The organism is Nocardioides sp. AX2bis (assembly GCF_902506435.1).
Taxonomy (GTDB): domain Bacteria; phylum Actinomycetota; class Actinomycetes; order Propionibacteriales; family Nocardioidaceae; genus Nocardioides.
This window is the reverse complement of the sequence record NZ_LR733215.1, coordinates 3835203-3859746: the sequence shown is the minus strand read 5'-3', so window position 1 is coordinate 3859746 and position 24544 is coordinate 3835203. Positions and strand designations below refer to the sequence as shown.

Here is a 24544-nt window from a genome sequence, read left to right as displayed (position 1 = left end):
CGGATAGGTTGCGGCCATGGCCAAGAAGAACCGCAACCGGCAGCGCGCCGAGACCACCCCCACCGAGCCCGGCGAGGTCGGTCCCCGTCAGCCCTGCCCCTGCGGGTCGGGCAAGCGCTACAAGGCGTGCCACGGTGCCGCCGGCGGCGGTGACGTGTACGTCGCGCGCCCCTTCGAGGGCCTGGCCTCCGAGGGCGACGTGGTCGCCCTGCGCGAGCTCGTCCCCGCCGCGACCGCCCCGCTGACGCTGCGCGACGACGTCGACGCCCACGGCCGCACCGTCACGCTCTGCACCCTGGCCCCCGGCGCCGTGCCGGCGGTCGTCCGCGACTCCGGCGAGGTGCTGCTCGGGCTCCAGGTCCAGCACGCCTTCGGCGACCCCTCCCGGGACCTCGCCGCCGTGCTGCTGGCCGCGCTCGAGGCCGAGCCCGGCGCCGTCGGCCTCACCGACGCCCCCGGCCCCGGTCCCCGGCTGCAGGACCTCGTGGTCGACGCCCCGCTCGACATCACCGTGCACGAGGGCTACGGCTACTGGGTCGAGGAGTCCGACCAGTCCCCGGAGGTCGCCGACCTGCTCGAGCAGGCCGACGACCAGGCCGCCCCGACGGCCCGCCTGACGTCGGTCGCCTCGGCCTACTGGACCCGGATGGGCTCCAAGGAGCACCTGCGCTGGGTGATGCCCGAGCCCGAGGGCGAGCTGCTCGACGCCCTCGCCCGCCTGCACGCCGCGGGCACCGACACCCTGATCCCGGAGGGCCGCCTGGTCGGCATGTTCCGCGCCCACGGGCTGCTCACCCCGGTCTGGGACCTGCCCGTCGGCACCGGTGCGGAGGCGCTCGAGGACCCCGCCGCCGACTTCAAGACCGCGCTCGACGCCGCCCTGGCGGAGACGACCCCGCTGACCTCGGAGCAGCGCGCCGCGCGGTCGGGCCTGGCGAACCGGCAGGTCACGATCCGCTAGGTCGGAGCCGTCGGAAGTCCCCGGCCGGCCGGGGACTTCTGAACTTGTCGGCCTTTGCAAAGGCCGACAAGTTCGAAACCTGCCCGTCAAGTCCCGCCTCGGTCGGCGCTCAGCCCCCGGAGCGCGGCCGTACGGTCCAGGCCGCCAGCCGGGTGAACCCCTTCACCGAGATGCGCCGCACCCGCTTGAACCGGTACGGCGGCGCGTCGTCGGCGCCCGCGGGCTGCTCGGCGGGCGCCAGCGCGTCGTGCGTCCCGGCGTCGACCAGCACGCGGCCGGGCCGCGAGACCGAGGTGAGGCGGGCGGCCACGTTGACCGTCGAGCCGAAGACGTCGCCGAGGCGGCTGACCACCTCGCCGGTCGCGACGCCGGCGCGTACCCGCGGGAAGCGGTCGTCCTCGTCCTCCCCGCGCGCGGTCATCGCCAGCGCCAGCGCGACCATCGGGCCGGGGGCGTCGGCGACCAGCAGCACCTCGTCGCCGATGTTCTTGATGATCCGGGCGCCGACGTCGAGCGACATCCCCGCGCACTGGTCCTCGAAGTACTCCAGCCACGCCACCAGCTCGGACTCGTCCAGCGAACGGCTGCGCGCGGTGTAGCCGACGATGTCGACGAAGCAGACGGTCTGCGTCTGCACGGCGTCGGCGGCGTCCCGGGCCCCGCCCGAGGAGGTCAGCAACCGGCCGGCGGCGCTGGTGAGGTGGCGGCGCCACACGTACGACTGCAGCTGGTCGATGCGCGGCAGCACGTCCTCGGCGAACCGGGCCAGCTGCTCGGCGGGGTCGCGGGCGTCCTCGAGGGCGACCCGGGCCATCAGCGAGGTCTGCCACTCGGCCAGCCGCGCGAAGCTGCGCCCCCAGGTCCGCACCAGCGCGGACTGCGAGTCGTCGTCGAGCACGCCCAGGCGCATCAGGTCGTGGGTCAGGCGCAGCGCCTCGACGTCGGCGTCGGTGAACGCGACGTCGTCGTCGCCCACCCGGGCGAAGCCGAGCAGCCGCCACATCTCCTCGGCCACCACCAGCGGTACGCCGGCCGCGTCGGCGACCTCCTGCCGGGTCAGCCGCGGGAGCCCGTCGAGCAGTCGCGCCTCGAGCCGCTGCACCGCGTCCTGCAGGGACGCGCCCGTCGGGAGGGCCTCGTCACCGCCCTGGTCCTGGTCCTCGTTCACCGCCGCATCATCCCAGGCGGGACGCGGCCACCGCGTCGAGCGCCTGCCGGAAGCGCGGCATCTCCACCGACAGCTGCTCGACGGCCTCGGCGGTGAAGTGGATCAGGTCCAGCGGGCTCAGGGCCACCAGCGAGGCCGAGCGCAGGGAGTGCCGCACGATCCCGCCCTCGCCCATCACGTCGCCGGCGCCGAGCCGGGCGATCTCCTCGCCGCCACGGCGCACGGACACCTCGCCGGAGATGATGACGTACGCCTTGTCGGCCGGCGTCCGCTCCCAGATCGGCGACCAGCCCTCGGGCAGGCGCACGCGGCGGCCGGCGGCGCTGATCCGGGCGACCTCGGGAGGCGTGAAGGACTCGAAGAACGTGCCGGGCATGGGGGCGCCTCTCGTCGCGGGGTGGTCACCTCGTCAACGAGCCCGCGCGGACGCGGGTCACGGCGTACGACGGTGACCCGGCCCACTGGACCGGACCACCGCTGGACGTCGGCGGCCGGCGCTCAGCCGCGCGGCAACGCGTCGCGCTCGATCGGGCAGCTCATGCAGCGCGGCCCGCCACGGCCCGAGCCCAGCTCGGAGCCGGAGATCCGGACGACCTCGATCCCGGCCTCCTCGAGGCGGGCGTTGGTCTCGGTGTTGCGCTCGTAGGCGACCGCGACCCGCGGGGCGAGGGCGAGGGTGTTGTTGCCGTCGTCCCACTGCTCGCGCTCGGCGGTGACCGGGTCGAGCCCGGTGTCGATGTGGTGCAGCCGGTCGATGCCCATCGCCCGGGCGGCGGCGACCAGGAACGGCTCGGCCTCGGCGACCGCGAGCAGGAGGCTGCCGTCGTCGGCGCGGCCGGCGTCGGTCACGGCGTAGGCGGTGAGGGAGTCGGCGACGTTGGGGTACATCACGACCTTGTCGACGTCGACCATCGTGCAGACGGTGTCGAGGTGCATGGTCGCGCGCTCCTGGGCGATCGGGACCGCGAGCACGGTGTGCGCCAGGCCGCCCTCGAAGACCTGGCGGGCCAGCCGCTCGGCGCCCGCGGGCGTGGTCCGCTCGCCGACGCCGACCGCGATCACGCCGGGGGCGAGGAGCAGGACGTCGCCGCCCTCGACGTGCTCGAGCTGGTGGCCGTGGATGCGCGGGGCCGCGTCGAAGCGCGGGTGCAGGCTGTAGACCAGCTCGGTCAGCTGCGTCTCGCGCTTGCGCGCCGGCATCGCCAGCGAGGTGATCGCGACCCGGTCGCGGACCCAGAAGCTGGAGTCGCGGGTGAAGAGGAGGTTCGGCAGCGGGTCGATGAGGAACGCGTCGTGCGGCAGCAGCGAGGTGACCAGGCCGAACCCGCCGCGCACCTCGTCGTTGCGGATGCCCGCGGTCAGGTAGTGCGTCAGCTCGGCGGGCGTGGCGTCGCCCAGCTTGCCGGCCAGGTAGCCGCGCATCGTGTCGCCGAGGTCGAGGCCCGAGAGCGCCGTGCCGATCGCGGTCGCCCGGGCGTCGGGGTCGTCGAGGGTCTCGGTGAGCAGCTCGGTCAGGTAGAGCACCTCGACGTCGCGGTCGCGCAGCGCCTGCGCGAACGCGTCGTGCTCCTCCTGGGCGCGCGCCACCCACGGGATGCCGTCGAAGAGCAGGCGGTCGTTGTTGCCGGGGGTCAGTCGCTGCAGCTCGGCACCCGGCCGGTGCAGCAGCACCGTACGGAGGGTCCCGACCTCGCTGTCGGCGCCGGTGGGCGCGTGAGCCGTCATGGGCGCAGCCTAGGGCCAGCGGGGCCCTCGGCGGCGCGCCGCCTCAGCGGCGCGAGGCGTCGGCGGGGTAGACGCCCAGGACGTTGATCTCGTGCGTGAAGAACCGCAGCTCCTCCAGCGCCCGCGCGAGCCCGGGCTCGGCGGGGTGGCCGTCGACCTCGGCGAGGAACTGGGTGGCGGTGAACTGGCCGTCGACCATGTAGCTCTCCAGCTTGGTCATGTTGACGCCGTTGGTCGCGAAGCCCCCCAGGGCCTTGTAGAGCGCGGCCGGGATGTTGCGCACGTTGAAGACGAAGCTGGTCACGACCGGGCCGCGGCCGGGCTCGGCCTCGACGAGGTCGGGGGAGAGGACCACGAAGCGGGTGGTGTTGTGGTCCTCGTCCTCGACGTCCTCGCGCAGCACCTCGAGGCCGTAGATCTCCGCGGCCAGGCGGGGGGAGATCGCGGCCTGGGTGGGGTCGCCGGCCTCGGCGATCTCGCGGGCGGCGCCCGCGGTGTCGCCGGAGATCAGCGGCGTCAGGCCGAGCTCCCGGATGACCTTGCGGCACTGGCCCAGCGCGTGGACGTGGCTGTGGACCGTGCGCAGGCCGTCGGTCGTCGCCCCGGGCACCCCGAGCAGCACGAACTGGATCCGCCAGAAGTGCTCGGCCACGATGTGCAGGCCCGAGCCGGGCAGGAAGTGGTGGATGTCGGCGACCCGGCCGGCGATCGAGTTGTCGATCGGGATCATCGCCAGGTCGGCGGTGCCCTGGTCGACCGCGGCGAAGACGTCCTCGAAGGAGGCGCACGGCACGGGCTCCAGGTCGGGGTAGTGGTGCGCGCACACCGCGTGGGAGTTGGCGCCCGGCTCGCCCTGGTAGGCGATGCGTCCCGTCCTGGTCACCGGCTCAGTCTAGGGTCGGCGACGTGCTGGTCCTGTCGCTGCTCACCGCCGTGGTCGCCCTCCTCGCCACCGTCGCCCTCGCCTTCGCGGTCGTCGCCCTGCGGCGGACCGCGCGTCCCCGCGGCGGCGGCGTCGACGCGCTGCCCGAGGACCTCCACGGCCTCCGCCAGGAGGTCGCCGCGCTGGCCGCCGAGGGCCGCGCCGCGCTGCGCAACCTCGCCGTCGTGCGATACGACGCCTTCGGCGACATGGGCGGGCACCTGTCGTGGTCGCTGGCCCTGCTCGACGACGCCGGCCACGGCGTGGTGCTGACCTCGATCCACGGCCGCAGCGAGGCGCGCACCTACGCCAAGAACATCGCCGCCTGGACCTGCGACCAGCCGCTCTCCCCGGAGGAGCAGGAGTCGGTCGACCACGCCCGCGCCTGACCCAGCCACTCCGGGCTAGGACACGAACGCCCGCAGCAGCGCGCTGAGCCGGCTCCGCTCCTCCGCGGACAACGGCGACAGCAGGTCCTCGATCGCCCGCGCGCCGACCGCGCGCGCGGCGTCCGTGGCCGCGTCCGCGCCGGCCTCGCGGTGCAGCAGGTGCGTACGACGGTCGCCCGCCGCGGCCCGCCGGCTGACCAGCCCGCGCTCCTCGAGCCCGTCGACGATCTGGACCACCCTTGCCCCGCTGAGCCCGAGGTGGCGGGCCAGGTCGGCCTGGGGGACCGGTCCGGTCTCGGCGAGGACGACCAGCGCCGCGAAGTGCCGCGGCTCCAACCCGACGGGGGCCAGCGCCTCCAGGAAGTCCCGGTGCGCCCGCTCGTGCACGCGGGTGACCAGGAAGCCGGTGCTGGCCCGCAGGACGGGCGGCACCGGCGCGGGCAGGTGGGGGTCGGCCACCGCGTGCAGCAGGTCGCGCAGCTCGGCCGCGCCGCTCGTCCCGAGCGGTGCCGTCAGCCGCCGCACGACCTCGTCGACGTGGGCGCCCCAGGCGCGGAGGGCGTCGTCGGCCGCCGGGGTGCGGGTGAGCAGCCACGAGCGGCGGTCCGCGGGGTTGCGCACCCGGGCGACCAGGCGCTGCCGTACCAGCGCCGCGGCCACGGTGCCCAGGGTCGTCCCGCTGACGGCCACCGCCTCGGCCAGGTCCTGCTGGGAGCGGGCCCGGCCGTCGCCCAGGACGTGGAGGACGGCGAAGCCGTGCACGTCGACGTCCGCCGGCAGGACGGCCGCCAGCTCGGCGGCGACCCGCATCCGCGCCCGGAAGAGCAGGTGTCCGGGCAGGGCGGCCAGCACCTCCAGCACGTGTCCCTCCTCACTGTAGGCAAGACGTTGATCGTTAACCCCTTGACCATATCCCGCTCCGGGTGGATCGTCATCCCCATGCCCGACCCCGACCAGACCCCGCGCACCCCCGACGCCACCGACGCCACCGACACGCCGGCCGGCTCCCCGTGGTGGACGCTGGTGGCGGTCGCCACGGGCGTCTTCATGCTGCTGCTCGACATCACGATCGTGAACGTCGCGCTGCCCGACATCCAGAGCCAGCTCGACGCCTCGATCGCCGACCTGCAGTGGGTGATCGACTCCTACGCCCTGAGCCTGGCCGCGCTGCTGCTCACCGCCGGCTCCCTGGCCGACCTGTACGGCCGCCGCAAGGTCTTCGTGATCGGCATCGTCCTCTTCGGGCTGGGCTCCGCGGCCTGCGGCGTCGCCCAGGACGTGCTGTTCCTGACCCTCGCCCGCGCCTTCCAGGGCATCGGCGGGGCCGCCATGTTCGCGACCGCCCTCGCCCTGCTGGCCAGCACCTACACCGGCCGCGCGCGGGGCGTCGCCTTCGGCGTCTTCGGCGCCGTCACCGGCGTGGCCGTCGCGGTCGGCCCGGTCCTCGGCGGCGTGCTCACCACCGGCCTGTCCTGGCGCTGGATCTTCTGGGTCAACGTCCCGCTGTGCGTCGGCGCCGTCGTCCTGACGCTGGCCAAGGTCCGCGAGTCCCGCAACCCGTACGCCGGGCGCCCCGACTGGATCGGGTTCGTCACCTTCAGCACCGCGCTGGCCGCGCTGGTCCTGGGCCTGATCGAGGCCGGCGAGCGGTCCTGGTCCGACGGGCTCGTCGTCGGCTGCCTGGTCGTCGCCGCCGTCATGATGACGGCCTTCGTGGTCAGCCAGCTGCTCCAGTCGCAGCCGATGTTCGACCTGGCGCTGCTGCGCAAGCCGACCTTCACCGGGGGCCTGGTCGCGGCCTTCGGGGTGTCCGCGTCGATCTTCTCGGTGCTGGCCTACCTGGTGATCTACCTGCAGAACGTCCTCGGCTACTCCGCGGTCGGCACCGGCGTACGCCTGCTGTTCCTCTCCGGGGCCTCCTTCGTGGCGGCCGCGATCGCGGGCCGGCTGACCGAGAAGGTCCCCACCAAGTGGCTGATCGCCCCGGGCTTCCTGCTCACCGCCGGCGGCCTCGCGCTGATGATCGGCGTGGGCGACGACTGGACCCACCTGATCCCGGGCCTGCTCGTCGCGGGCGTCGGGATCGGGATGATCAACCCGCCGCTGGCCTCCACCGCGGTCGGCGTGGTCGCGGTCGAGCGCTCCGGGATGGCCTCCGGGGTGAACTCGACCTTCCGTCAGGTCGGGATCGCCACCGGCATCGCCGCGCTGGGCTCGATCTTCAGCCGCGAGATCGCCGCCGACGCCACGTCCGGGCTGCAGGCGCAGGTCCCCGCGGCCGCGTTGGACCCGCTGACCGCGGCCCTCTCCGGCGGCCAGGTCCAGGTCGCCGCCGACGCGGCGGCAGCGGCGGCCCCGGGGGGTCGGGCCGAGGCCGCCCGCGAGCTGGTCACCCAGGTCGGCACCACCGCCGTCGTGGACGCCCTCGACCACATCCTGCTGATCGCCGCGGTGATCGCGCTGGTCGCCGGCCTGCTCTGCCTGGTCCTGATCCGCCAGAAGGACTTCGTCGCCCAGGGCCCGGCCCCGGCCGCCCCGCCGGCCGACGGGCCCGAGCAGCGGGACGGTGTCGGCGCCACCGCCTAGCCTGCGCGGCATGGACCTCGACCAGCCGCCGGTCGTCGAGGTCACCGTGGACCGGACCCGGCGCCCGGATCCCGATGAGTGGCCGATGACGGTCCCGGCGGTGGCGCAGCTGGACCGCGAGGGCCTGCGCCTGGACCCCGGCGTGACGCTGCTCGTGGGGGAGAACGGGTCGGGCAAGTCGACGCTGGTCGAGGCGGTCGCGATGGCGTACGGCCTCTCGCCCGAGGGCGGCACCCGCAACAGCGTGCACAGCACCCGCCGCTCGGAGTCCCCCCTCGGCGACGCGCTCCGCCTGCAGCGCGGGCTCGGCAGCCGTCGGTGGGGGTTCTTCCTCCGCGCCGAGACGATGCACGGGTGGTTCACCCACCTCGAGGGTCTCGGCGGCCCCCAAGACCCGGCCTTCCACGAGATGAGCCACGGCGAGTCGTTCCTCGCCGTCCTGCGCAGCAGGTTCGGCTCACCCGGCTTCTACTGCCTCGACGAGCCCGAGGCCGCGCTCTCCTTCTCGGCGACGCTGGGCCTGATCGCGGCGCTGCAGGACGTCGCGGACCGCGGCGGCCAGGTCCTCTGCGCGACGCACTCCCCGGTGCTGGCCGCGATGCCCGGCGCGACGCTGCTCGAGGTGGGCGAGTGGGGCTACCGGCGCACCCGCTGGGAGGACCTGGAGCTGGTCGAGCACTGGCGGCGCTACCTCGACGAGCCGCAGCGCTACCTGCGCCACCTGCTCGACGACGACTGAGCCGCCTCCGGCCCCGGCTCAGCGCGGGACGCGCACCAGCACCCGGCCGTGGAGGCACTCCATCCGCAGCTCGCGTCCCGGCGCGATCACGTCGCCGTCGAGCTGGCGCGGGGTCTCCACGTCGGTGCGGATCACCACGGTCCGCCCGGTCATCCGGTTGACCAGGTCGTCGACGTGGCGGCGGCGCAGGATCACGCGGATCGCCAGCGGGATCCACGACAGGAACCGGCGCGGGTGCAGCAGCACCACGTCGAGCTGGCCGTCGTCGATCCGGGCGTCGGGCAGCAGCGGCATCCCGGCCTGGAGGTGCCCGACGTTGCCGACCACGATCGTGCGCGCACGGGTCTCCACCGGCTCGCCGCCGTCGACCGAGATCCGGACCTTCACCGCCGGGTACATCAGCGCCTTCAGGCCCGACAGGACGTAGGCGAGCCAGCCCACGCGCTTCTTGATGTTGTCGTTGACGCCCTCCATGATCGCGGCGTCGAAGCCCATCCCGGCCATCACCATGAAGTGGGTCCGCTCGAGGTCGTCGCCCGAGACCTCGACCAGGTCGACGGCCTGGTCCTGCCCGGTCAGCGCGATGTCGACGGCCGCGCGGATGTAGAGGGGCAGGGCCAGGTTCCGGGCCAGCAGGTTCCCGGTGCCGGCCGGGATGATCCCGACCGGGACGCCGGTGCCGGCCAGCTCGGCGCAGACCTCGCGCACGGTCCCGTCGCCGCCGCAGACGACGACCAGGTCGGCACCCGCGACCGCGGCCGCCTCGGCCTGGCCCGTGCCCGAGTCCTCGGGCGTGGTGAGGAACCACTGCGGCTCGGACCAGCCGGCGGCCAGCGCCATCGAGGTGACCAGGGTGCGGAACGCCTGCTCGTCCTCGACCTTGCTGGGGTTGAGCACCACGGCGAGGTCACGGGTGGTGGGGCCGGCGACCGGCAGCGGCTCGCTCCCGCGGGCGTGGCTGCGCGGCAGCGGGTCCTGCACGACCAGGCCGACCAGCGCCAGGCCGAGGCCGAGCAGCAGCCCGCCGGCCACGTCGCTGGGGTAGTGACGACCCAGCAGCACCCGGTCGGCGTAGACCGCGAGCACCACCAGGGTGACCAGCACGGCGGCGAACCGGCGGACCCCCCCGCGCCGCACCAGCATCCAGACCAGCACCAGGGCCACGGTGCCGAGCGCGGTGATCGACGAGGCGTGTCCCGACGGGAAGGCCTTGGAGAGCAGCAGCAGCTCGGGGTCCTGCCACGGCGGACGCTCCCGGCCGACCAGCAGCTTCAGCCCGGTCGTGGCGAGCGCGGTCGCGGCGACGACCAGCACGGCGTACGTCGCCGCGCGCCGGTGTCCCTTGACCCACAGCGCCACCGCGAGCACCGCGGTGAGCGCGGTGATCCCGATCGTGCCGAAGGCGAGCTCCACGACGTGCAGCGGCTGGCGCAGCCACGGCTGGTCCGCGGTCCAGGCCGCGGCCCGGCTGCCCGCGTCGTCGACCGAGGCCAGCCAGTCCCAACCCTGGAGGACGCCGAGGGCGAGCAGGCCGAGCAGCAGCAGGCAGGCCACGCCGGCACTCAGCTGCAGGCTGCGGGGTCGGTCGAGCACGACGCTCCTCGAGGGGCAGGGGGAGAGGGCCGGGGGACGCGCGGCCCTCGCCAGGATAGGGCGCCCCGGGGGTGGGGTCCGGGACCGGGAGCGACGCGGTGCGGCCGATAGCCTGGCGCCATGATCGACCCCCGGCTGCTGCGAGACGACCCCGACCGAGTGCGTGCCGCCCAGGCCAAGCGCGGCCTGTCCGCCGAGGTGGTCGACCGGGCGCTGTCCGCCGACGCCGACCGCCGGGCCGCGATCGGCGACTTCGAGGCCAAGCGCGCCGAGCAGAAGCAGCTCGGCAAGCGGGTCGCGCAGGCCAAGGGCGAGGAGAAGCAGGAGCTGCTGGCCCGGACCAAGGCGCTCTCCGCCGCGGTCAAGGCCGCCGAGGCCGCGCAGGGCGAGGCCGAGACCGCGTGGCGCACCGCGCTGACGGAGATCCCCAACCTGGCCGCCGACGAGGTGCCGGCCGGCGGGGAGGACGACTACGTCGTGCTGGAGCACGTCGGCCAGCCGCGCGAGTTCGACTTCGAGCCGCGCGACCACGTCGAGCTCGGCCGGATGCTGGGCGCGATCGACCTCGAGCGCGGCGCCAAGGTCTCCGGCTCGCGCTTCTACTTCCTGACCGGCCACGGCGCCCGCCTCGAGCTGGCGCTGGTGCAGATGGCGATGGACCAGGCCCAGCAGGCCGGCTTCATCCCGGTCATCGCGCCGTCGCTGGTCAAGCCCAAGGCGATGGAGGGCACCGGCTTCCTCGGCCAGGCCGCCGACGACGTCTACCGGATCGAGGGCCAGGACCTCTACCTCGTGGGCACCTCGGAGGTGCCGATGGCGGCCTTCCACTCCGAGGAGATCCTGGACGGCGCGTCGCTCCCGCTGCGCTACGCCGCGATGAGCCCCTGCTTCCGCAAGGAGGCCGGCTCGCACGGCAAGGACACCCGCGGCATCATCCGGGTGCACTGGTTCGACAAGGTCGAGATGTTCGTCCACACCACCGTGGAGGAGTCCTACGCCGAGCACCAGCGGCTGCTGGACTGGGAGAAGGAGTTCCTCGGCAAGCTCGAGCTGGCCTACCGCGTCATCGACACCGCGGCCGGCGACCTCGGGCTCTCCGCCCAGCGCAAGTTCGACTGCGAGGCCTGGATCCCCACGCAGGGCCGCTACCGCGAGCTGACCTCGACCTCGAACTGCACCGACTTCCAGGCCCGCCGCCTCGACATCCGCCTGCGCGACGCCGACGGCACCCGCCCGGTCGCCACGCTGAACGGCACGCTCTGCGCGATCCCGCGCACGATCGTGGCCATCCTCGAGACCCACCAGCAGGCCGACGGCTCCGTCCGCGTCCCGGAGGCGCTGCGGCCGTACCTCGGCGGCCTCGAGGTCCTCACCCCGGTCACCGCATGAGCACGCCCGCGCCCGGCGAGCCGGGCTGGCGGCCCCGGCTGGTCGCCCTCGACATCGACGGCACGCTGCTGCGCTGGATCACCGGCGCCGGGACCACGCTCGAGGAGGTCCCGGACGCGGTACGCGCCGCGGTCCGCCGGGCTGCGCGGGCCGGCGCCCACGTGGTGCTGGCCTCCGGACGCTCCCCGCACGGCATGACCGGGGTGGCCGACCTGCTCGGGCTGGCCGAGCTGGCCGACGACCGGCTCTGGATCGTGGCCAGCAACGGCGCGGTGGTCACCCGCTACCCCCCGCTCGAGGTGGTGCGGGAGGAGACCTTCGACGCCGGCCCCGCCGTGCAGCGCATCCTCCAGCTGCACCCCGAGGCCCTGGTGGCCGTCGAGGAGCGCGGCGTCGGCTACCGGGTCAACCGGGCCTTCCCGACCGGTGAGCTCAGCGGGGACCTGATCCCGACCCCGGTCGAGCACATGGTCGCCGCGCCCGTGAGCCGGGTCATCATCCGCGACCCCGCCGCGACCGTCGACGACTTCGTGCGCCTCGGCGAGGAGCTCGGGCTGCACGGCACGGACTACGTCGTCGGGTGGACCGCCTGGCTCGACCTCTCGGCCCCCGGGGTCTCGAAGGCCTCCGGCCTCGACCACGTGGTCGACGCGCTCGGGCTGACCGCCACCGACGTGCTGGCGATCGGCGACGGCCGCAACGACGTCGAGATGCTCCGCTGGGCCGGGCGCGGTGTGGCGATGGGCCAGGCCGTGGACGTGGTGCACCAGGCCGCGGACGCCGTGACCGCCGGCGTCGACGACGACGGCGCCGCGCGCGAGCTCGAGCGCTGGTTCGGCACCGCCGACGCCGACGCCGACGCCGCCGGGGGCTGACGGTGCCCCCGCCCCGCCTGGTCGCCACCGACCTCGACGGCACCCTGCTGCGCGCGGACGGCACGCTGTCGGCGGCCAGCCGGCGCGTGCTCGCCGCTCTCGACGAGCGGGGCGTCCCGGTCGTGCTGGTCACCGCGCGCCCGCGCCGTTGGATGCTCGACCTGTGGCCGGTGGTCGGGGCCCACGGCCTCGCCGTCGTCTCGAACGGGGCGCTGACCTGGGACGTCGCCGGCGACCGGCCGGTCGAGACGCGGCCCTTCGACCCCGCCGTCGGGCGGGCCGTGGTGGCCCGGGTGGCCGCCGCGGTCCCCGGCGCCGGCTTCGGGGTGGAGCGGGTCTCCGGCCTGGTCTGCGACGCGGCCTACACCGAGATCGAGGACCCTCCGGCGGGCCTCGTCGTCGACGACCCCGAGCGGTTGTGGGACGAGCCCGGGCTCAAGCTCCTCGTCCAGGACGAGAGCGCCCACCCGGACGCGCTGCGGGAGGCCGTGACGGCGGCCGTCGGTGACGACGCCGAGGCCACGTGGACGCTGCCCGGGCTGGTCGAGGTCAGCGCCCGGGGTGTCACCAAGGGCGTCGCCCTGGCCCACCTCGCCGCGGGTCTGGGGATCGACGCGGTCGACGTGGTCGCCTTCGGGGACATGCCCAACGACCTGCCGATGCTGACCTGGGCCGGCCGCGGCTGCGCGGTCGCCAACGCCCACCCCGACGTCCGGGCCACGGCCGACGAGGTCGTCGGGGACCACGACGACGACGGCGTGGCGCGTGCCCTGGTTGGTCTCTTCGACCTCCCGTCTGCTGTCATGGGCGCATGCTGAGCCGCCCCTGGTCACTGCGCGTCGCCCTCCCGGCGACGGTGCTCGGGCTGGCGCTGCTCGCCCCGGCCGCCGGCGCGACCGACACCACCGGCGGCACCGACGGCACGGGCACGGAACCGACGTCCTGCGCGCCTGCCTCGCTCGCCGACGCCACCAAGTCGGCCTCGGCCGTCTTCACCGGCACCGTGCGGGGCGTGGCCAGCGACGAGATCAGCGCCCAGGAGACCGACTACTTCCAGTCCGTGGTCGTGGACCGCGTCTACAAGCCCGGCCGCGGCGCGATCATCGACACCGAGGAGGTCGAGCTGGTCACCCAGCGGACCAACGACCGGTGCAGCCTCGGCGCCCTCGACGAGGGTGAGCGGTACGTCGTCTTCGCCAGCCTGTCCGGCGAGGTCCTGCTCGCCGACGGGGAGAGCGGCACGGCCCTGGCCGACGCCGACCTCGTGGCCGAGGTCGAGACCCTGCTCGGCTCCGGCCGGCCGCCGGTGCCGCCGGAGACGCCGACGGCGACGCTGACCCCGGTGTCGACCGCCACCCCGACCCCGTTCGTCCGGGCTGCGGTCCCCGGCGCCGGGCTCGTGCTCGTGGGGCTGCTCGGCCTGCTGGTCACGCGCCGGCTCAACCGCGGCGACTGACGCGGAGCGGGACTACAGGTACATCCCGCCGCTGCCGTGGCCCCCGGCCTCGCCGGGCTGACCCGGCTGGCCGGGCTGACCCGGCGCGCCGGGCTGCTGACCGGCCTGCTCCGGACCGCCGGCGCCGCGGGGCAGCGCCCGGCGTACCTGCTCGATCTGGGCCTTGGCCGTCATCTGCTGGGCGTAGATCGCGGTCTGGATGCCGTGGAAGAGACCCTCGAGCCAGCCCACCAGCTGGGCCTGGGCGATCCGCAGCTCGGCGTCCGAGGGGATCGAGTCGTCGGTGAAGGGCAGCGACAGGCGCTGCAGCTCCTCGACCAGCTCGGGGGCGAGGCCCTCCTCGAGCTCGTGGACCGAGGCCTGGTGGATCTCGCGGAGCCGGACCCGGCTGGCGTCGTCCAGCGGCGCCGACTTCACCTCGTCGAGGAGCTGGCGGACCATGCTGCCGACCCGCATCACCTTGGCCGGCTGCTCGACCAGCTCGGTGATCGCCCGCTCGCCCTCGCCGCCGGCACCGACCGGCTTCCCGTCCGGGCCGACCACGACGACCTGCTGGTCCTGCTGCTCGCTCATGGACCGACCCTAGCCAGCGGGCCCCGGGCCGGGGCCCACCCGCTCAGAGCGTCAGGACGATCTTGCCGGTGTGGCCGGAGGCCTCCATCAGCTCGTGGGCGGCGCGGACCTCCTCCAGCGGCATGGTGCCGTGCACCATCGGGCGGATCCGGCCGTCGGCGACCATCGGCCAGACCTCGGCGACGACCTCGGCGCAGATCGCGGCCTTCTCCTGGACCGGCCGGGCACGCAGCGAGGTGGCCGCGACGCTGCCGCGCTTGCCGAGCAGCATGCCGAGGTCGAGCTCGCCCTTGGCGCCGCCCTGCATCCCGATCACGACGAGGCGCCCCTCGGTCGCGAGCGCGGTGACGTTGCGGCCCAGGTAGGAGGCGCCCATGTTGTCCAGGATGACGTCGGCCCCGCCGAGGCCCTTCACGACCTCGACGAAGTCCTCGTCGCGGTAGCTCACGACCACGTCGGCGCCCAGGTCGCGGCACGTCTGCAGCTTCTCGGGCGACCCGGCGGTCGCCACGACGCGGACGCCGCGGTGGTGCGCCAGCTGGATGGCGAAGGTGCCGATGCCGCCGGCGCCGCCGTGCACGAGCAGGGTCTCGCCCTGCTGGAGGCCGGCGACCATCTCGAGGTTCGACCAGACGGTGCAGGCGACCTCGGGCAGCGCCGCGGCGGTCACCAGGTCGACGCCGGCGGGGACCGGCATCACCTGACCGGCGGGCACGACGACGTACGCCGCGTAGCCGCCGCCGGCGAGCAGGGCGCAGACCTCGTCACCCACGGCCAGGACGGCTCCGCCGGCCCCGGTGACGGGGCCGCCGTCACCGTCGGGACCGAGGGCGGCGACCACTCCGCTGCACTCCAGGCCGATCACGTCGGAGGCGCCCTTCGGGGGCGGGTACATCCCGCGCCGCTGCAGGGTGTCGGCGCGGTTGACCGCGGTGGCCCGCACCTCGATCAGCACCTCGCCGGGGCCCGCCTCGGGCTGGTCGACCTCACCGACCGAGAGGACCTCGGGTCCACCGGTCCCGTCCGTCACGACTGCACGCATGCGGGCGACCCTACGGCGTGCGGTCGGGGCCCGGCTCGCCCGCGAGGTCGCGCAGGTCCGACCACGTGTCGACGTCGCGGTGCTCCCGGCCGAGCGCGGCCACGTCGACCAGGTCGAGCCCGGAGAGCATCCGGTGCACCGGGTGGCCGTGCCGGTCCTCACGGTCCGGGGCGACGGCGTCGAGGCGCGCGACGTCGAGCACGAGCGCGAGCTGGCGGCGCCCGTCCGGGTCGGTCAGCGCCGCGCCGTCCCGGCCCGCCGCGGCGGCGCGGAGCCGGTCCAGGGTGCCCGGGGTCAGGTGGGGCATGTCGACGGCGAGCACCGCGACGTACGCCGGGTCGGCCCGCAGGGCGTCGCGCCCGGTCAGCAGGGCGGCCACCGGCCCGCCGTGGCGCGGGTCCTCGACCACGAAGGTGGCCGGCAGGGCCGTCGGGACGCTCTCGCCCACCACGACGACCTCGACGGCGTCGGCCACGGCGTCCAGCGCCCGGGCGAGCAGGGTCCGCCCGTCGACCTCGACCCCGGCCTTGTCGACCCCGTCCAGGCGGGTCGCGCGGCCGCCGGCGAGCACCACGGCGGCGTAGGTCGGCAGGGGGTCGGGCACGCCCCGAGTCTGACACCCTGGGCGCATGAGTCGTGATCGCCTGCGGGTGGCCCTCGTCCAGGAGGCGGCCTCGCTGGAGCCGTCGGTGAACCGGGACGCGGTGCGCGCGCTGACGCCGGCCGACCAGGACCTGGTGGCCTACCCCGAGGCCTTCGCCCGCGACTTCGGCACGGCCGGTTCCGACGTCAGCGCCTTCGCCGAGCAGGTGGACGGCCCGTTCGCGAGCACCGTGGCGGAGGCGGCGGCCGCGCGGTCCACGACGGTGGTCGCCGGGATGTTCGAGACCAGCCACGACGCCGGCCGGCCGTTCAACACCCTCGTCCTGCGCGGCGCCGCGCAGGCCGACTACCGCAAGATCCACCTCTACGACTCCTTCGGCTACCGCGAGTCCGACCGGCTGCTGGCGGGGGAGACCACGCCGGCCGTCGTCGAGGTCGACGGCTGGGTGGTCGGCCTGATGACCTGCTACGACCTGCGCTTCCCCGAGCACGCGCGGCTGCTGGTCGACGCCGGTGCGGAGGTCCTGGTCGTCCCGTCGGCGTGGGTGGCCGGTGAGCGCAAGGTGGACCACTGGCGGACGCTGGTGCGCGCCCGGGCCATCGAGAACACCGTCTTCGTGGCGGCGGCCGCACAGCCGGGTCCGCGCTACAGCGGCCACTCGATGGTCGTCGACCCGCTGGGGGACGTGCTCGGGGAGGCGGAGGCGGAGCCGGCCGTGGTGACCGCGGTCCTCGAGCGGGCGGTCCTCGAGCAGGCGCGCCGTACGAACCCCTCCCTGGCCAACCGCCGCCTGCAGGTCCGGGCCCCGGCGGCCGGTCTGTAGCCTTCGACGACGTGCGCACCCCCGCTGCCGCATCCCGGCTGACCTCGCCCCGGCTGCTCGCGCCGCTGTGGTTGCTGCTGGTCGCCGCCGGCGCCGCGCTGCTCGTGGTCGGCCTGGTCCCGGTGGGCCCCGACGAGCTGCCGCGGGCCGGCGCCGTGGTCGTCTCCACCGCGTACGCCTGGGCGCTGGCCGCCCGCGTCGGTGGCCGGCCGGTCGTCTTCGGCACCGTCGCCCTGGTCGCCGGGGTCCTCGCGGTGGTGCTGGACCTGACCTGGCTGCGCACCGGCGCGGCCGTGGCCACCTGCGTGGTGGCGGCCGTCCTCGGGGTGATGGCCACCGTGCCGGCGGTCCGCTTCCGGCAGGCCGCGCGCGAGTGCCTCGTGGCGGTCGTGGTCGCCGGCGTGGGCGCGCTCGCGACGCTGGGCTACGCCCCGGCGCTGACCCTGGCCCGCTTCGAGTACGTCACCCTCGGCCTGGCGCTGGCGGCCACGGTCGCCGTGGTCCAGCGCCTCGGTGCGGGCCTGCACGGCCTCGGGCGCCGCGGGGTGGTCGCGGTGGTCGGCGGGACGCTGCTGCTCGCCGTGACACTGCTCTACGCCGAGCTGCTGCGCCGCTACGGCACCCCGTCGGTCGTCGACAACCTGCTCGACGGCGTCGTCTGGGTCCGCGACACCCTCGGCGCCTTCCCCCGGCCGATCGAGACCGTCGTCGGCGTGCCGGCCCTGGCGTGGGGGTGCCACATGCGGGCCCGGCGCCGCCAGGGCTGGTGGGTCTGCGCGTTCGGCGCCGCGGCGACGGCGTCCACCGCCGCCGCGCTGGTCAACCCCGGCGTCACCCTGCTGGAGAGCGGTCTCTCGGTGCTGTACGGCCTCGTGGTCGGCCTGGTGGTCGGCTACCTGCTGATCCGGGTCGACCTCGCCGTCACCGGCACCCGGGGTCGTCGCAGCCGGGCCGCCGAACAGGGCCTGGCCGTCCGGCCGGAGCCCCGCCGCACCGAGCCGCTGCTGTAGCCGCGTACGCGGCGGTAACGACTAGGTTCACTCCCATGCCCCGTGAACGCCTCAGCCACGTCCTCGCCGAGATGGTGGCCAACGTGCTCGAGATCGAGGTCGCCCCCGGCGACGAGGTCGCGGTCGGCCAGTCCGTGGTGCTGCTGGAGTCGATGAAGATGGAGATCCCGGTGCCCAGCGAGCACGCCGGGACCGTCCGCGCGGTGAAGGTCGCCCCCGGCGACGTCGTCCAGGAGGGTGACGTCCTGGTCGAGCTGCTGCTCGCCGACTGACCGGGCACGCACCACGGACGCACCACCGGACGCAGCGCCGGCCTCGGCAGAGGGGGCGGGATTCGAACCCGCGGCTGACATCTCTGCCAGCGACCGCTTTCAAGGCGGTTCCGATCGGCCGCTCCGGCACCCCTCCGTGCGGGCGCCACGGCGTCGCCGGCCGCCCGTACCCGGGGGAGTCTAGACGGGCCCGGTCGGGGATGATCGGGGCCATGAGCACTCCCGGCGCCGCACCGTCCGGCACGCGTGTCTACCGGATGGCGCCGCCCCTGGTCGCCCGACTGGTCGGCTCGGCCTTCGTCGGGGTCGCGCTGCTGCTCTTCGCCACCACGGCGCTCGTCTACGCCTTCGGGCTGAACGGGGACCTGCTGGTGGTCCCGCTGCTGCTGGGCGTCGTCGGTGCCTTCGCCCTCGGGTGGTGGCTCCGCTCGCGGGCCTGGGTGCTGCGGTTCGACGACGCCGGGTACGCCGTCCGCCTCGTCCGTGGCGCGCGCGTCACCGACGCCGCGTGGTCGGAGGTCCGCGAGGTGGTGACCACGACCACCGGCGGCCACCCGTGCCTGGTCCTGCGGCTGGGCGACGGGCGCGAGACGGTGATCCCGGTCGAGGCCGTGGCCGGTGACCGGGAGGAGCTCGTGCGCGAGGTCCGGGCCAGGCTGCAGCGCCGGGGCTGAGCCGGATTCGCCGTCACCCGGCGGTGCTTGTAGCCTGTGTCCGCTGTCGGGGAGGCGTCGCCTAGTCAGGTTTATGGCGCCCGCCTGCTAAGCGGGTTGAGGGTAATGCCCTCTCGCGGGTTCAAATCCCGCCGCCTCCGCCAGTCCTGCTCCCCCTCACGGGGGCGCAGGATGCTGCTCCGGTGATTTTTCGGCGTTGCAAGATCCTGCAATGCAGAGACATGAGCCACTCTGAGGCTCCCGGAGGCTCCGGTCGCGCCCGCAGACTGTGACCGCGGTCAGGAAGACCGCACCGGGACACCAGCCACAGGAGACTCCATGAACATCACCCGCAAGATCGGTATCACCGTCGCCGCCACGGCCGTCAGCCTCGGGCTGCTGGGCGTCTCCGCCCCGGCCCAGGCACGCGACTCGAGCTGGGGCTGCGGCGGTCCCTGCCTCGTCACCAACAAGTGATCCCCGGTCCTGTTGCGGGTGGGCCGCAGCAGGACCTGATCGCTCACAGACCGGCGCGCTGAGCGCCGCACATACGTGGGACCGGAGCCTCACCACCCCCCCAGATTGTGGGGCTCCCGCGCTCGACAGGGCCGGTCCCTACGGCGAAGGCGGTGACTCGAACCAGACTCGAGTCACCGCCTTCGATGCTGATCATCGGGTCCCGGGCCGGGTTGGTCAATCCTCCCCGAGCGACGGCTCCTGGCCCGAGACACCCTTCGTGCCCATGACGTAGCCCAGCTGGAAACGGGTCTGGGCGTCCCACTCGGCCTTGAGGTCGGCGACGTAGCCGGCATAGGTCCGGGGGCTGACACCCAGGCGCTTGGCGCTGGCCGGGTCGGAGTGTCCCTCGATCAGCATCCGGATCGTCATCGCCCGCTGCTCGGCGGCGATGTCCTTCATCATCGCGGTGTCGCGGTTCGTGAACGGCCGCCCCCGCTCCCAGGCCCGCTCGAAGACGTCGACGAGGTAGGCCACCACCGACGGCTCCCGGATGGCGATGGCCAGCCGCAGGTCGTCGTCGCCGGGGATCACGGCCACGCGCCGGTCGAAGACGAGCATCCGGTTGAAGAACTCGTCCAGCGTCCGCACCTCCGCACCGCGCTCGGTGACCGCGGAGACGTACTGGTGGGTGACGGTGCTCCGGCGCGCGCTGTGCTGGTAGAGCGTGCGCATCGTGCAGCCCCGCTCGAGCATCTCGATGTCGCGCAGCGCGGCGGAGGCCAGCGTCTGCGGGTCCCGGCCGGTCTGCGGCTGCGCGGTGAGCATCTCCTCCTCGCACTCCTGGACGAGGCCGGCGAGGAACGGGCCGATCGCGTTGCCGCGCAGGTGGGTGATCGGCCCGCCGTCGGAGGCCCGGGGCGAGCGCCGCCAGGTCTGCGTCAGCTGGCCGAAGGCCGAGGCCCACTGCGAGGACTCCTCGAGCAGCCGGGAGCCCTCCTGGGAGAGCGGGGAGACCACGCGGGACTGGATCGCGCTGGGGTCCTGGGGCTGGTAGCTGGTGCCCTCACGGTCGAGCTGGAGCAGGCCGAGCTCGAGGAGCAGCTCGAAGGCGGGGTGCCGGGCGCCGCCGAGGGCGATCCGCGGGTCGTCGTGGGCGATGCCACCGGTGCCGACGATCTCGGCGAAGAGGGCGGCCGCCTCGGACTCGAAGAGCGCGCGTTCCTCGGGGCCGTAGCTGGTCACGCGAGGGGACTCCTTCCGGCCACCGTCAGGGAGCCGTCGGGGGCGTCGTCATCGTCCCACACGCACCCGGGCCCCGCCCGCTGTTCGCGGACGGGGCCCGGGGTGCTGCGGGCGTACGGGGTCAGGCGTCGAGGCGGGCGCGGAGCCCGTCCAGCTCGGTCCACAGGACCGTGGGGAGGTCGTCGCCGAACTTCTCGAACCACTCCTGGATCTCGGGGAGCTCGGCGCGCCACTCGACCGGGTCGACCGCGAGCGCGTCGCGCAGGTGCTCCTCGGTCATGTCGAGGCCGTCGGTGTCGAGCGACTCCGGGGTCGGCACGTGCCCGATCGCGGTCTCGACCGCGGCGGCCTGGCCGTCGATGCGCTCGACGACCCACTTCAGCACGCGGCTGTTCTCGCCGAAGCCGGGCCACAGGAAGCCGCCCTCCTCGTCGCGACGGAACCAGTTGACGTAGAAGATCTTCGGCAGCTTGGCCGCGTCGTGGTCCTTGCCCATCGAGATCCAGTGGTCGAAGTAGTTCCCGGCGTTGTAGCCGATGAACGGCAGCATCGCCATCGGGTCGCGGCGCACGAGCCCGACCTGGCCGACCGCGGCCGCGGTCGTCTCACTGGACAGCGTGGCGCCGAGGAAGGTGCCGTGGTTCCAGTCGCGGGCCTCGAAGACCAGGGGGACGGTGGTCTTGCGTCGGCCGCCGAAGAGGATCGCGTCGATCGGGACGCCGCGCGGGTCGTCGTACTCGTCGGCGAGGATGTCGCACTGCTTGATCGGGGTGCAGTAGCGCGAGTTCGGGTGGCTGGTGAGCAGGCCCTCCTCGGCCTTCTCGGGCGTCCACTCCTCGCCCTTCCACGTGGTGGCGCGCGCCGGCGGGTTCTCCAGGCCCTCCCACCAGATGTCGCCGTCCTCGGTGAGCCCGACGTTGGTGAAGACCGAGTTGCCCTTGTTGATGGTCTTCATCGCGTTCGGGTTGGTGTGCTCGTTGGTGCCCGGGGCGACGCCGAAGAAGCCGTACTCCGGGTTGACCGCCCAGAGGCGGCCGTCGTCGCCGACGCGCATCCAGGCGATGTCGTCGCCGAGGGTCTCGACGGTCCAGCCGGGGATGGTCGGCTCGAGCATGGCGAGGTTGGTCTTGCCGCAGGCGCTGGGGAAGGCCGCGGCGATGTACTTGGTGACGCCCTGCGGGCTGGTGAGCTTGAGGATCAGCATGTGCTCGGCGAGCCAGCCCTCGTCGCGCGCCATCACGCTGGCGATGCGCAGCGCGTAGCACTTCTTGCCGAGCAGGGCGTTGCCGCCGTAGCCGGAGCCGAAGGACCAGATCGCGCGCTCCTCGGGGAACTGCACGATGTACTTGGTGTCGTTGCAGGGCCAGGCCACGTCGGCCTCGCCCGGCTCGAGCGGGTGGCCCACGGAGTGCAGGGCGGGCACGAAGTCGGCGTCGAGCTCGGTCATCCGCTCGAGGACGTTGCTGCCCATCCGCGCCATCACGCGCATCGAGGCGGTGACGTAGGCGGAGTCGGTGACCTCGATGCCGAACATCGGCTTCTCGGCGTCGAGGTGGCCCATCACGAACGGGATGACGTACATCGTGCGGCCCTTCATGCAGCCGGCGTACAGCCCGCGCATGCGCTCCTTCATCTCCTCCGGGTCCATCCAGTTGTTGGTGGGCCCGCAGTCCTTCTCGTCGACCGAGCAGATGTAGGTGCGGTCCTCGACGCGCGCGACGTCGATCGGGTCGGAGGCCGCGTGGAAGGAGTTCGGCTTGATGTTCGGGTTCAGCCGGGTGAAGGTGCCGGTCGACTCCAGGGCCGCGGTGAGCTCGGTCCACTCCTCGTCGGATCCGGTGCACCAGTAGACGCGGTCGGGCGTGGTCATCGCCGCGACCTCCTCGACGAAGTCGATGATCCCCTGGTGCGTGGTCGGGTGGCCGGTGGCGCTGGTGCTGGACTCCTGGGTGGCGGTCATGCCTTCATCCCTCTCCCGTGATCTCGCCGCAGCCGCTGCGCAGTGGCGGTGGTGTCGTCGTCGGTGGTAATTGTTCGGACTCCGACTATTTCGACGCGAGGTTACCCGCGGGTCACCGCGCCGCGACATTGGATCGATCAACGACCGGCGGGTCCGGACCCGGATTCGTGCCCGCGACGGGGGTCGGCTATTCTCGTCTGGTTCCTGGGCGACCGGGGACGGGCGCCTGTAGCTCAACGGATAGAGCATCTGACTACGGATCAGAAGGTTTGGGGTTCGAATCCCTACAGGCGCACAGACTGGACAGGCTCATGACCTGCACGAACAGGTGCATGACCGGCTCGCTGAAAGCGGGCCACGGGGCTCTCCCGGCTCAAATATCGGCTCAAAAACGATTCGCCGCACCGCGGGGCGCCATCCTCGGTGGTCGAGGAGCGAGCGAAGCGAGCGTCACGAGACCCGCCTTGACCATGAGGCGGCGTCCCCCAGGACGTCCCCCGCTGCGTCCCCCGGTTTCTCGTACCTCGAGTGATCCTCACGGTGGTCTGTCATGTCATCGGGGTGGCATGGACACCCACGCGCACACCCACGCCGCCACCACCGCCCCGACCACGACCGGACGCGCCCCGAGCACCGGCCCGGCTGCGCCGGTCACGATGCTGCTGACCCTGGACGAGGTCGCCCGCGAGCTGCGCTGCGCGCGGCGCAGCGTCGAGCGGCAGATCACCCGGCACCGGCTCGCCGCGGTGCACGTCGGGCGCTCGGTACGCATCGAGCGCCGCGAGCTCGAGCGCTACGTCGCCCACCTCCGCGGCGAGATCAGTGACCCGCACCATGGGTAGGGCACGCAAGCCCGCCGAGCAGACCACCGCCTCGCTCTACCGCGGCGCCGACGGCAGCTGGCACGCCCGGGTCACCATGGGCCGCCGCCCCGACGGGACCACCGAGCGCAAGCACCTGCAGCACAGGACCAAGGCCGCGCTGCGCGAGGCCGTCCGCGAGGTCGAGCGCTCCCGCGACACCGGGCGTTACGTCTGGACCGCCGACGACCTCACCCTCAACGCCTGGCTCGAGCACTGGCTGGGCACCGTGCTGCCGATGACGGCACGGTGGAAGACGCTGTCGACCTACCGCAGCCAGATGCGCAACCACGTCGCGGACAGCCTCGGGGCCTGGCGGCTCAGCGAGATCCAGCCCGAGCACCTCGAGGCGCACTACCGCCGGATGGTGGAGGCGGGCCACTCCACCCACACCATCCGCGCCGTGCACCGGGTGCTGTGCTCGGCGCTGAACGAGGCCGTCCGCCGCCGGCGGCTGGCTTCGAACCCGGCCCTGATCGCGCGTCCCCCACGCGCGGTGCAGGTCGAGGTCGAGCCGCTGACCGTCCCCGAGAGCCGTCGCGTGATCGCCGCGGCGCAGCGCACCCTGAACCCACCGCGGTGGTCGATGGCCCTGTCCCTCGGCCTGCGCCAGGGCGAGGCGCTCGGCCTGCTCTGGAGCGACGTCGACCTCGACGGCGGCGTGCTGCGCATCCGCCGCGCGGTCCAGCGCCACACCTGGGACCACGGCTGCGCCGCCACCGACGGCCAGCCTGCTTGTGGGCGCAAGCGGGGCGCGGAGTGCGAGCAGCGCACCGGCGGCGGGCTGCAGCTGGTCGAGCCGAAGACCAAGGCCTCGCGCCGCACGGTCGTCCTGCCGGCCCCGCTGGTCGAGGAGCTCCGGGCGCACCGAGCCCGCGTCAACCGCCGCCGCCTGAGCGCCGGCGCCGACTGGGACGCCACCCACGACCTCGTCTTCCCCGCCGCCGCCGGCGGGCTCATCGATCCCTCGCGCGACCACACCGAGTGGAAGGCGCTGCTCACCGCGTCGGGGACCCGGGACGTGCGGCTGCACGACGCCCGCCACACCGCAGCGACCCTCCTGCTCCTCCAGGGCGTCGACATCCGCACCGTCATGGCCATCATGGGCTGGACCGAGATGGCCACCGCGCAGCGCTACACCCACGCCGTCGACGAGCTGCGGCGGCGGGCCGCGATGCAGATGGGTGCGCTGCTGTGGGAGGACTCCGCGATTCCGCAGGCCGTCGAGTGACACGGTGCTGCG

Annotated in this window: 26 protein-coding genes and 3 tRNA genes; 17 read left to right on the top strand and 12 right to left on the bottom strand. The window is 74.0% G+C overall.

What is annotated here, in order from left to right; translation table 11 throughout:
- Positions 1-16 precede the first annotated feature (16 nt).
- A complete protein-coding gene (locus GV155_RS18590) occupies positions 17-961 on the top strand; it encodes a DUF5926 family protein (protein ID WP_160010390.1) in 945 nt (314 codons plus the stop codon).
- Positions 962-1070: 109 nt separating this feature from the next.
- Here the strand turns inward: GV155_RS18590 and GV155_RS18585 are convergent, their stop codons facing one another.
- The 4 genes from GV155_RS18585 to GV155_RS18570 all read right to left on the bottom strand — a co-directional run bounded on the left by GV155_RS18585 (position 1071) and on the right by GV155_RS18570 (position 4737).
- On the bottom strand, positions 1071-2129 hold the full coding sequence (locus GV155_RS18585; protein ID WP_236554422.1) for an adenylate/guanylate cyclase domain-containing protein: 1059 nt from the start codon (positions 2127-2129) through the stop codon (positions 1071-1073).
- A 7-nt stretch (positions 2130-2136) separates the two neighbouring features.
- Positions 2137-2505, bottom strand: coding sequence for a Crp/Fnr family transcriptional regulator (locus tag GV155_RS18580; RefSeq protein WP_160010388.1), 369 nt, complete (start codon positions 2503-2505; stop codon positions 2137-2139).
- Positions 2506-2627: 122 nt separating this feature from the next.
- Complete coding sequence (locus GV155_RS18575) at positions 2628-3854, bottom strand: arginine deiminase (protein WP_160010386.1); 1227 nt, start codon at positions 3852-3854, stop codon at positions 2628-2630.
- 43 nt (positions 3855-3897) lie between these two features.
- Positions 3898-4737: a prephenate dehydratase gene (locus tag GV155_RS18570; RefSeq protein ID WP_160010384.1), complete on the bottom strand. Its 840-nt coding sequence runs from the start codon at positions 4735-4737 to the stop codon at positions 3898-3900.
- A gap of 23 nt (positions 4738-4760) precedes the next feature.
- Between GV155_RS18570 and GV155_RS18565 the strand changes: the two genes are divergently transcribed.
- The gene (locus tag GV155_RS18565; RefSeq protein ID WP_160010382.1) at positions 4761-5165 is read left to right on the top strand and encodes a DUF4446 family protein; all 405 of its coding nucleotides are present in this window, start codon (positions 4761-4763) and stop codon (positions 5163-5165) included.
- 15 nt (positions 5166-5180) lie between these two features.
- Here GV155_RS18565 and GV155_RS18560 read toward each other — a convergent pair whose 3' ends face one another.
- The gene (locus GV155_RS18560; protein WP_160010380.1) at positions 5181-6026 is read right to left on the bottom strand and encodes a MarR family winged helix-turn-helix transcriptional regulator; all 846 of its coding nucleotides are present in this window, start codon (positions 6024-6026) and stop codon (positions 5181-5183) included.
- 78 nt (positions 6027-6104) lie between these two features.
- On the opposite strand from GV155_RS18560, the gene GV155_RS18555 reads away from it, so the two are divergent.
- Together GV155_RS18555 and GV155_RS18550 are read left to right on the top strand one after the other, a co-directional pair.
- Positions 6105-7751, top strand: a complete 1647-nt coding sequence (locus GV155_RS18555; RefSeq protein ID WP_160010378.1) for an MFS transporter — start codon at positions 6105-6107, stop codon at positions 7749-7751.
- Positions 7752-7761: 10 nt separating this feature from the next.
- On the top strand, positions 7762-8490 hold the full coding sequence (locus GV155_RS18550; RefSeq protein ID WP_160010376.1) for an AAA family ATPase: 729 nt from the start codon (positions 7762-7764) through the stop codon (positions 8488-8490).
- Positions 8491-8508: 18 nt separating this feature from the next.
- Here GV155_RS18550 and GV155_RS18545 read toward each other — a convergent pair whose 3' ends face one another.
- Positions 8509-10083, bottom strand: coding sequence for a diacylglycerol kinase family protein (locus GV155_RS18545; RefSeq protein ID WP_236554421.1), 1575 nt, complete (start codon positions 10081-10083; stop codon positions 8509-8511).
- Positions 10084-10203: 120 nt separating this feature from the next.
- Here GV155_RS18545 and serS point away from each other — a divergent pair, with 120 nt between their 5' ends.
- From serS to GV155_RS18525, 4 genes are read left to right on the top strand one after another with little or no spacing between them, the layout of a single operon-like run.
- Positions 10204-11472 (top strand): serine--tRNA ligase, encoded by a 1269-nt coding sequence (gene serS / locus GV155_RS18540; RefSeq protein WP_160010374.1) that lies wholly within the window; start codon positions 10204-10206, stop codon positions 11470-11472.
- Entirely contained in the window at positions 11469-12347 is an 879-nt protein-coding gene (locus GV155_RS18535; protein ID WP_160010372.1) for an HAD family hydrolase, read from the top strand. Before serS ends, GV155_RS18535 begins: the two co-directional genes overlap by 4 nt.
- A 2-nt stretch (positions 12348-12349) precedes the next feature.
- Positions 12350-13165: an HAD family hydrolase gene (locus GV155_RS18530; RefSeq protein WP_160010370.1), complete on the top strand. Its 816-nt coding sequence runs from the start codon at positions 12350-12352 to the stop codon at positions 13163-13165.
- Positions 13159-13803: a hypothetical protein gene (locus GV155_RS18525; RefSeq protein ID WP_160010368.1), complete on the top strand. Its 645-nt coding sequence runs from the start codon at positions 13159-13161 to the stop codon at positions 13801-13803. Before GV155_RS18530 ends, GV155_RS18525 begins: the two co-directional genes overlap by 7 nt.
- Positions 13804-13815: 12 nt before the next feature.
- On the opposite strand, the gene GV155_RS18520 is transcribed toward GV155_RS18525, so the two are convergent.
- Genes GV155_RS18520 through mobA form a run of 3 tightly spaced genes read right to left on the bottom strand, consistent with a single transcriptional unit; the run spans position 13816 to position 16022 of the window.
- On the bottom strand, positions 13816-14376 hold the full coding sequence (locus GV155_RS18520; protein WP_160010366.1) for a bacterial proteasome activator family protein: 561 nt from the start codon (positions 14374-14376) through the stop codon (positions 13816-13818).
- Positions 14377-14419: 43 nt separating this feature from the next.
- Entirely contained in the window at positions 14420-15418 is a 999-nt protein-coding gene (locus GV155_RS18515; protein ID WP_160010364.1) for an NAD(P)H-quinone oxidoreductase, read from the bottom strand.
- 10 nt (positions 15419-15428) lie between these two features.
- Positions 15429-16022, bottom strand: a complete 594-nt coding sequence (gene mobA / locus GV155_RS18510; protein ID WP_236554420.1) for a molybdenum cofactor guanylyltransferase — start codon at positions 16020-16022, stop codon at positions 15429-15431.
- 25 nt (positions 16023-16047) lie between these two features.
- On the opposite strand from mobA, the gene GV155_RS18505 reads away from it, so the two are divergent.
- The 3 genes from GV155_RS18505 to GV155_RS18495 are packed head-to-tail and all read left to right on the top strand — an operon-like array spanning position 16048 to position 18127.
- On the top strand, positions 16048-16845 hold the full coding sequence (locus GV155_RS18505; RefSeq protein WP_160010360.1) for a carbon-nitrogen hydrolase family protein: 798 nt from the start codon (positions 16048-16050) through the stop codon (positions 16843-16845).
- A gap of 11 nt (positions 16846-16856) precedes the next feature.
- Positions 16857-17855: a hypothetical protein gene (locus GV155_RS18500; RefSeq protein WP_160010358.1), complete on the top strand. Its 999-nt coding sequence runs from the start codon at positions 16857-16859 to the stop codon at positions 17853-17855.
- A gap of 35 nt (positions 17856-17890) precedes the next feature.
- A complete protein-coding gene (locus tag GV155_RS18495; protein ID WP_160010356.1) occupies positions 17891-18127 on the top strand; it encodes a biotin/lipoyl-binding carrier protein in 237 nt (78 codons plus the stop codon).
- A gap of 47 nt (positions 18128-18174) precedes the next feature.
- On the opposite strand, the gene GV155_RS18490 is transcribed toward GV155_RS18495, so the two are convergent.
- Positions 18175-18263, bottom strand: a tRNA-Ser gene (locus GV155_RS18490).
- Between the two features lie 76 nt (positions 18264-18339).
- Here GV155_RS18490 and GV155_RS18485 point away from each other — a divergent pair.
- From GV155_RS18485 to GV155_RS18475, 3 genes are all read left to right on the top strand, one after another.
- Positions 18340-18801: a hypothetical protein gene (locus tag GV155_RS18485; protein ID WP_160010354.1), complete on the top strand. Its 462-nt coding sequence runs from the start codon at positions 18340-18342 to the stop codon at positions 18799-18801.
- A 50-nt stretch (positions 18802-18851) separates the two neighbouring features.
- Positions 18852-18944 (top strand) — tRNA-Ser (locus tag GV155_RS18480).
- A gap of 175 nt (positions 18945-19119) precedes the next feature.
- Positions 19120-19257 (top strand): hypothetical protein, encoded by a 138-nt coding sequence (locus tag GV155_RS18475; RefSeq protein ID WP_160010352.1) that lies wholly within the window; start codon positions 19120-19122, stop codon positions 19255-19257.
- 216 nt (positions 19258-19473) lie between these two features.
- Here GV155_RS18475 and GV155_RS18470 read toward each other — a convergent pair whose 3' ends face one another.
- Together GV155_RS18470 and GV155_RS18465 are read right to left on the bottom strand one after the other, a co-directional pair.
- Positions 19474-20481 carry a LuxR family transcriptional regulator gene (locus GV155_RS18470; RefSeq protein WP_160010351.1) on the bottom strand — a complete coding sequence of 336 codons (1008 nt, stop codon included), beginning with the start codon at positions 20479-20481 and terminating at the stop codon, positions 19474-19476.
- A gap of 121 nt (positions 20482-20602) precedes the next feature.
- A complete protein-coding gene (locus tag GV155_RS18465; RefSeq protein WP_160010349.1) occupies positions 20603-22441 on the bottom strand; it encodes a phosphoenolpyruvate carboxykinase (GTP) in 1839 nt (612 codons plus the stop codon).
- 222 nt (positions 22442-22663) lie between these two features.
- Here GV155_RS18465 and GV155_RS18460 point away from each other — a divergent pair.
- The 3 genes from GV155_RS18460 to GV155_RS18450 all read left to right on the top strand — a co-directional run bounded on the left by GV155_RS18460 (position 22664) and on the right by GV155_RS18450 (position 24532).
- A tRNA-Arg gene (locus GV155_RS18460) sits at positions 22664-22736 on the top strand.
- A 271-nt stretch (positions 22737-23007) separates the two neighbouring features.
- The gene (locus GV155_RS18455) at positions 23008-23283 is read left to right on the top strand and encodes a helix-turn-helix domain-containing protein (protein ID WP_160010347.1); all 276 of its coding nucleotides are present in this window, start codon (positions 23008-23010) and stop codon (positions 23281-23283) included.
- The gene (locus GV155_RS18450; RefSeq protein ID WP_160010345.1) at positions 23276-24532 is read left to right on the top strand and encodes a tyrosine-type recombinase/integrase; all 1257 of its coding nucleotides are present in this window, start codon (positions 23276-23278) and stop codon (positions 24530-24532) included. The genes GV155_RS18455 and GV155_RS18450 overlap by 8 nt, the downstream gene beginning before the upstream one ends.
- Positions 24533-24544 lie beyond the last annotated feature (12 nt).

Excerpts from the sequence above, each read along its gene's own strand:
- GV155_RS18590 (WP_160010390.1), top strand. The coding sequence starts at position 17 with ATGGCCAAGAAGAACCGCAACCGGCAGCGCGCCGAGACCACCCCCACC.
- GV155_RS18580 (WP_160010388.1), bottom strand. The coding sequence starts at position 2,505 with ATGCCCGGCACGTTCTTCGAGTCCTTCACGCCTCCCGAGGTCGCCCGG.
- GV155_RS18575 (WP_160010386.1), bottom strand. The coding sequence starts at position 3,854 with ATGACGGCTCACGCGCCCACCGGCGCCGACAGCGAGGTCGGGACCCTC.
- GV155_RS18555 (WP_160010378.1), top strand. The coding sequence starts at position 6,105 with ATGCCCGACCCCGACCAGACCCCGCGCACCCCCGACGCCACCGACGCC.
- GV155_RS18550 (WP_160010376.1), top strand. The coding sequence starts at position 7,762 with ATGGACCTCGACCAGCCGCCGGTCGTCGAGGTCACCGTGGACCGGACC.
- serS (WP_160010374.1), top strand. The coding sequence starts at position 10,204 with ATGATCGACCCCCGGCTGCTGCGAGACGACCCCGACCGAGTGCGTGCC.
- GV155_RS18535 (WP_160010372.1), top strand. The coding sequence starts at position 11,469 with ATGAGCACGCCCGCGCCCGGCGAGCCGGGCTGGCGGCCCCGGCTGGTC.
- GV155_RS18525 (WP_160010368.1), top strand. The coding sequence starts at position 13,159 with ATGCTGAGCCGCCCCTGGTCACTGCGCGTCGCCCTCCCGGCGACGGTG.
- GV155_RS18520 (WP_160010366.1), bottom strand. The coding sequence starts at position 14,376 with ATGAGCGAGCAGCAGGACCAGCAGGTCGTCGTGGTCGGCCCGGACGGG.
- GV155_RS18515 (WP_160010364.1), bottom strand. The coding sequence starts at position 15,418 with ATGCGTGCAGTCGTGACGGACGGGACCGGTGGACCCGAGGTCCTCTCG.
- GV155_RS18505 (WP_160010360.1), top strand. The coding sequence starts at position 16,048 with ATGAGTCGTGATCGCCTGCGGGTGGCCCTCGTCCAGGAGGCGGCCTCG.
- GV155_RS18495 (WP_160010356.1), top strand. The coding sequence starts at position 17,891 with ATGCCCCGTGAACGCCTCAGCCACGTCCTCGCCGAGATGGTGGCCAAC.
- GV155_RS18485 (WP_160010354.1), top strand. The coding sequence starts at position 18,340 with ATGAGCACTCCCGGCGCCGCACCGTCCGGCACGCGTGTCTACCGGATG.
- GV155_RS18475 (WP_160010352.1), top strand. The coding sequence starts at position 19,120 with ATGAACATCACCCGCAAGATCGGTATCACCGTCGCCGCCACGGCCGTC.
- GV155_RS18465 (WP_160010349.1), bottom strand. The coding sequence starts at position 22,441 with ATGACCGCCACCCAGGAGTCCAGCACCAGCGCCACCGGCCACCCGACC.
- GV155_RS18455 (WP_160010347.1), top strand. The coding sequence starts at position 23,008 with ATGGACACCCACGCGCACACCCACGCCGCCACCACCGCCCCGACCACG.
- GV155_RS18450 (WP_160010345.1), top strand. The coding sequence starts at position 23,276 with ATGGGTAGGGCACGCAAGCCCGCCGAGCAGACCACCGCCTCGCTCTAC.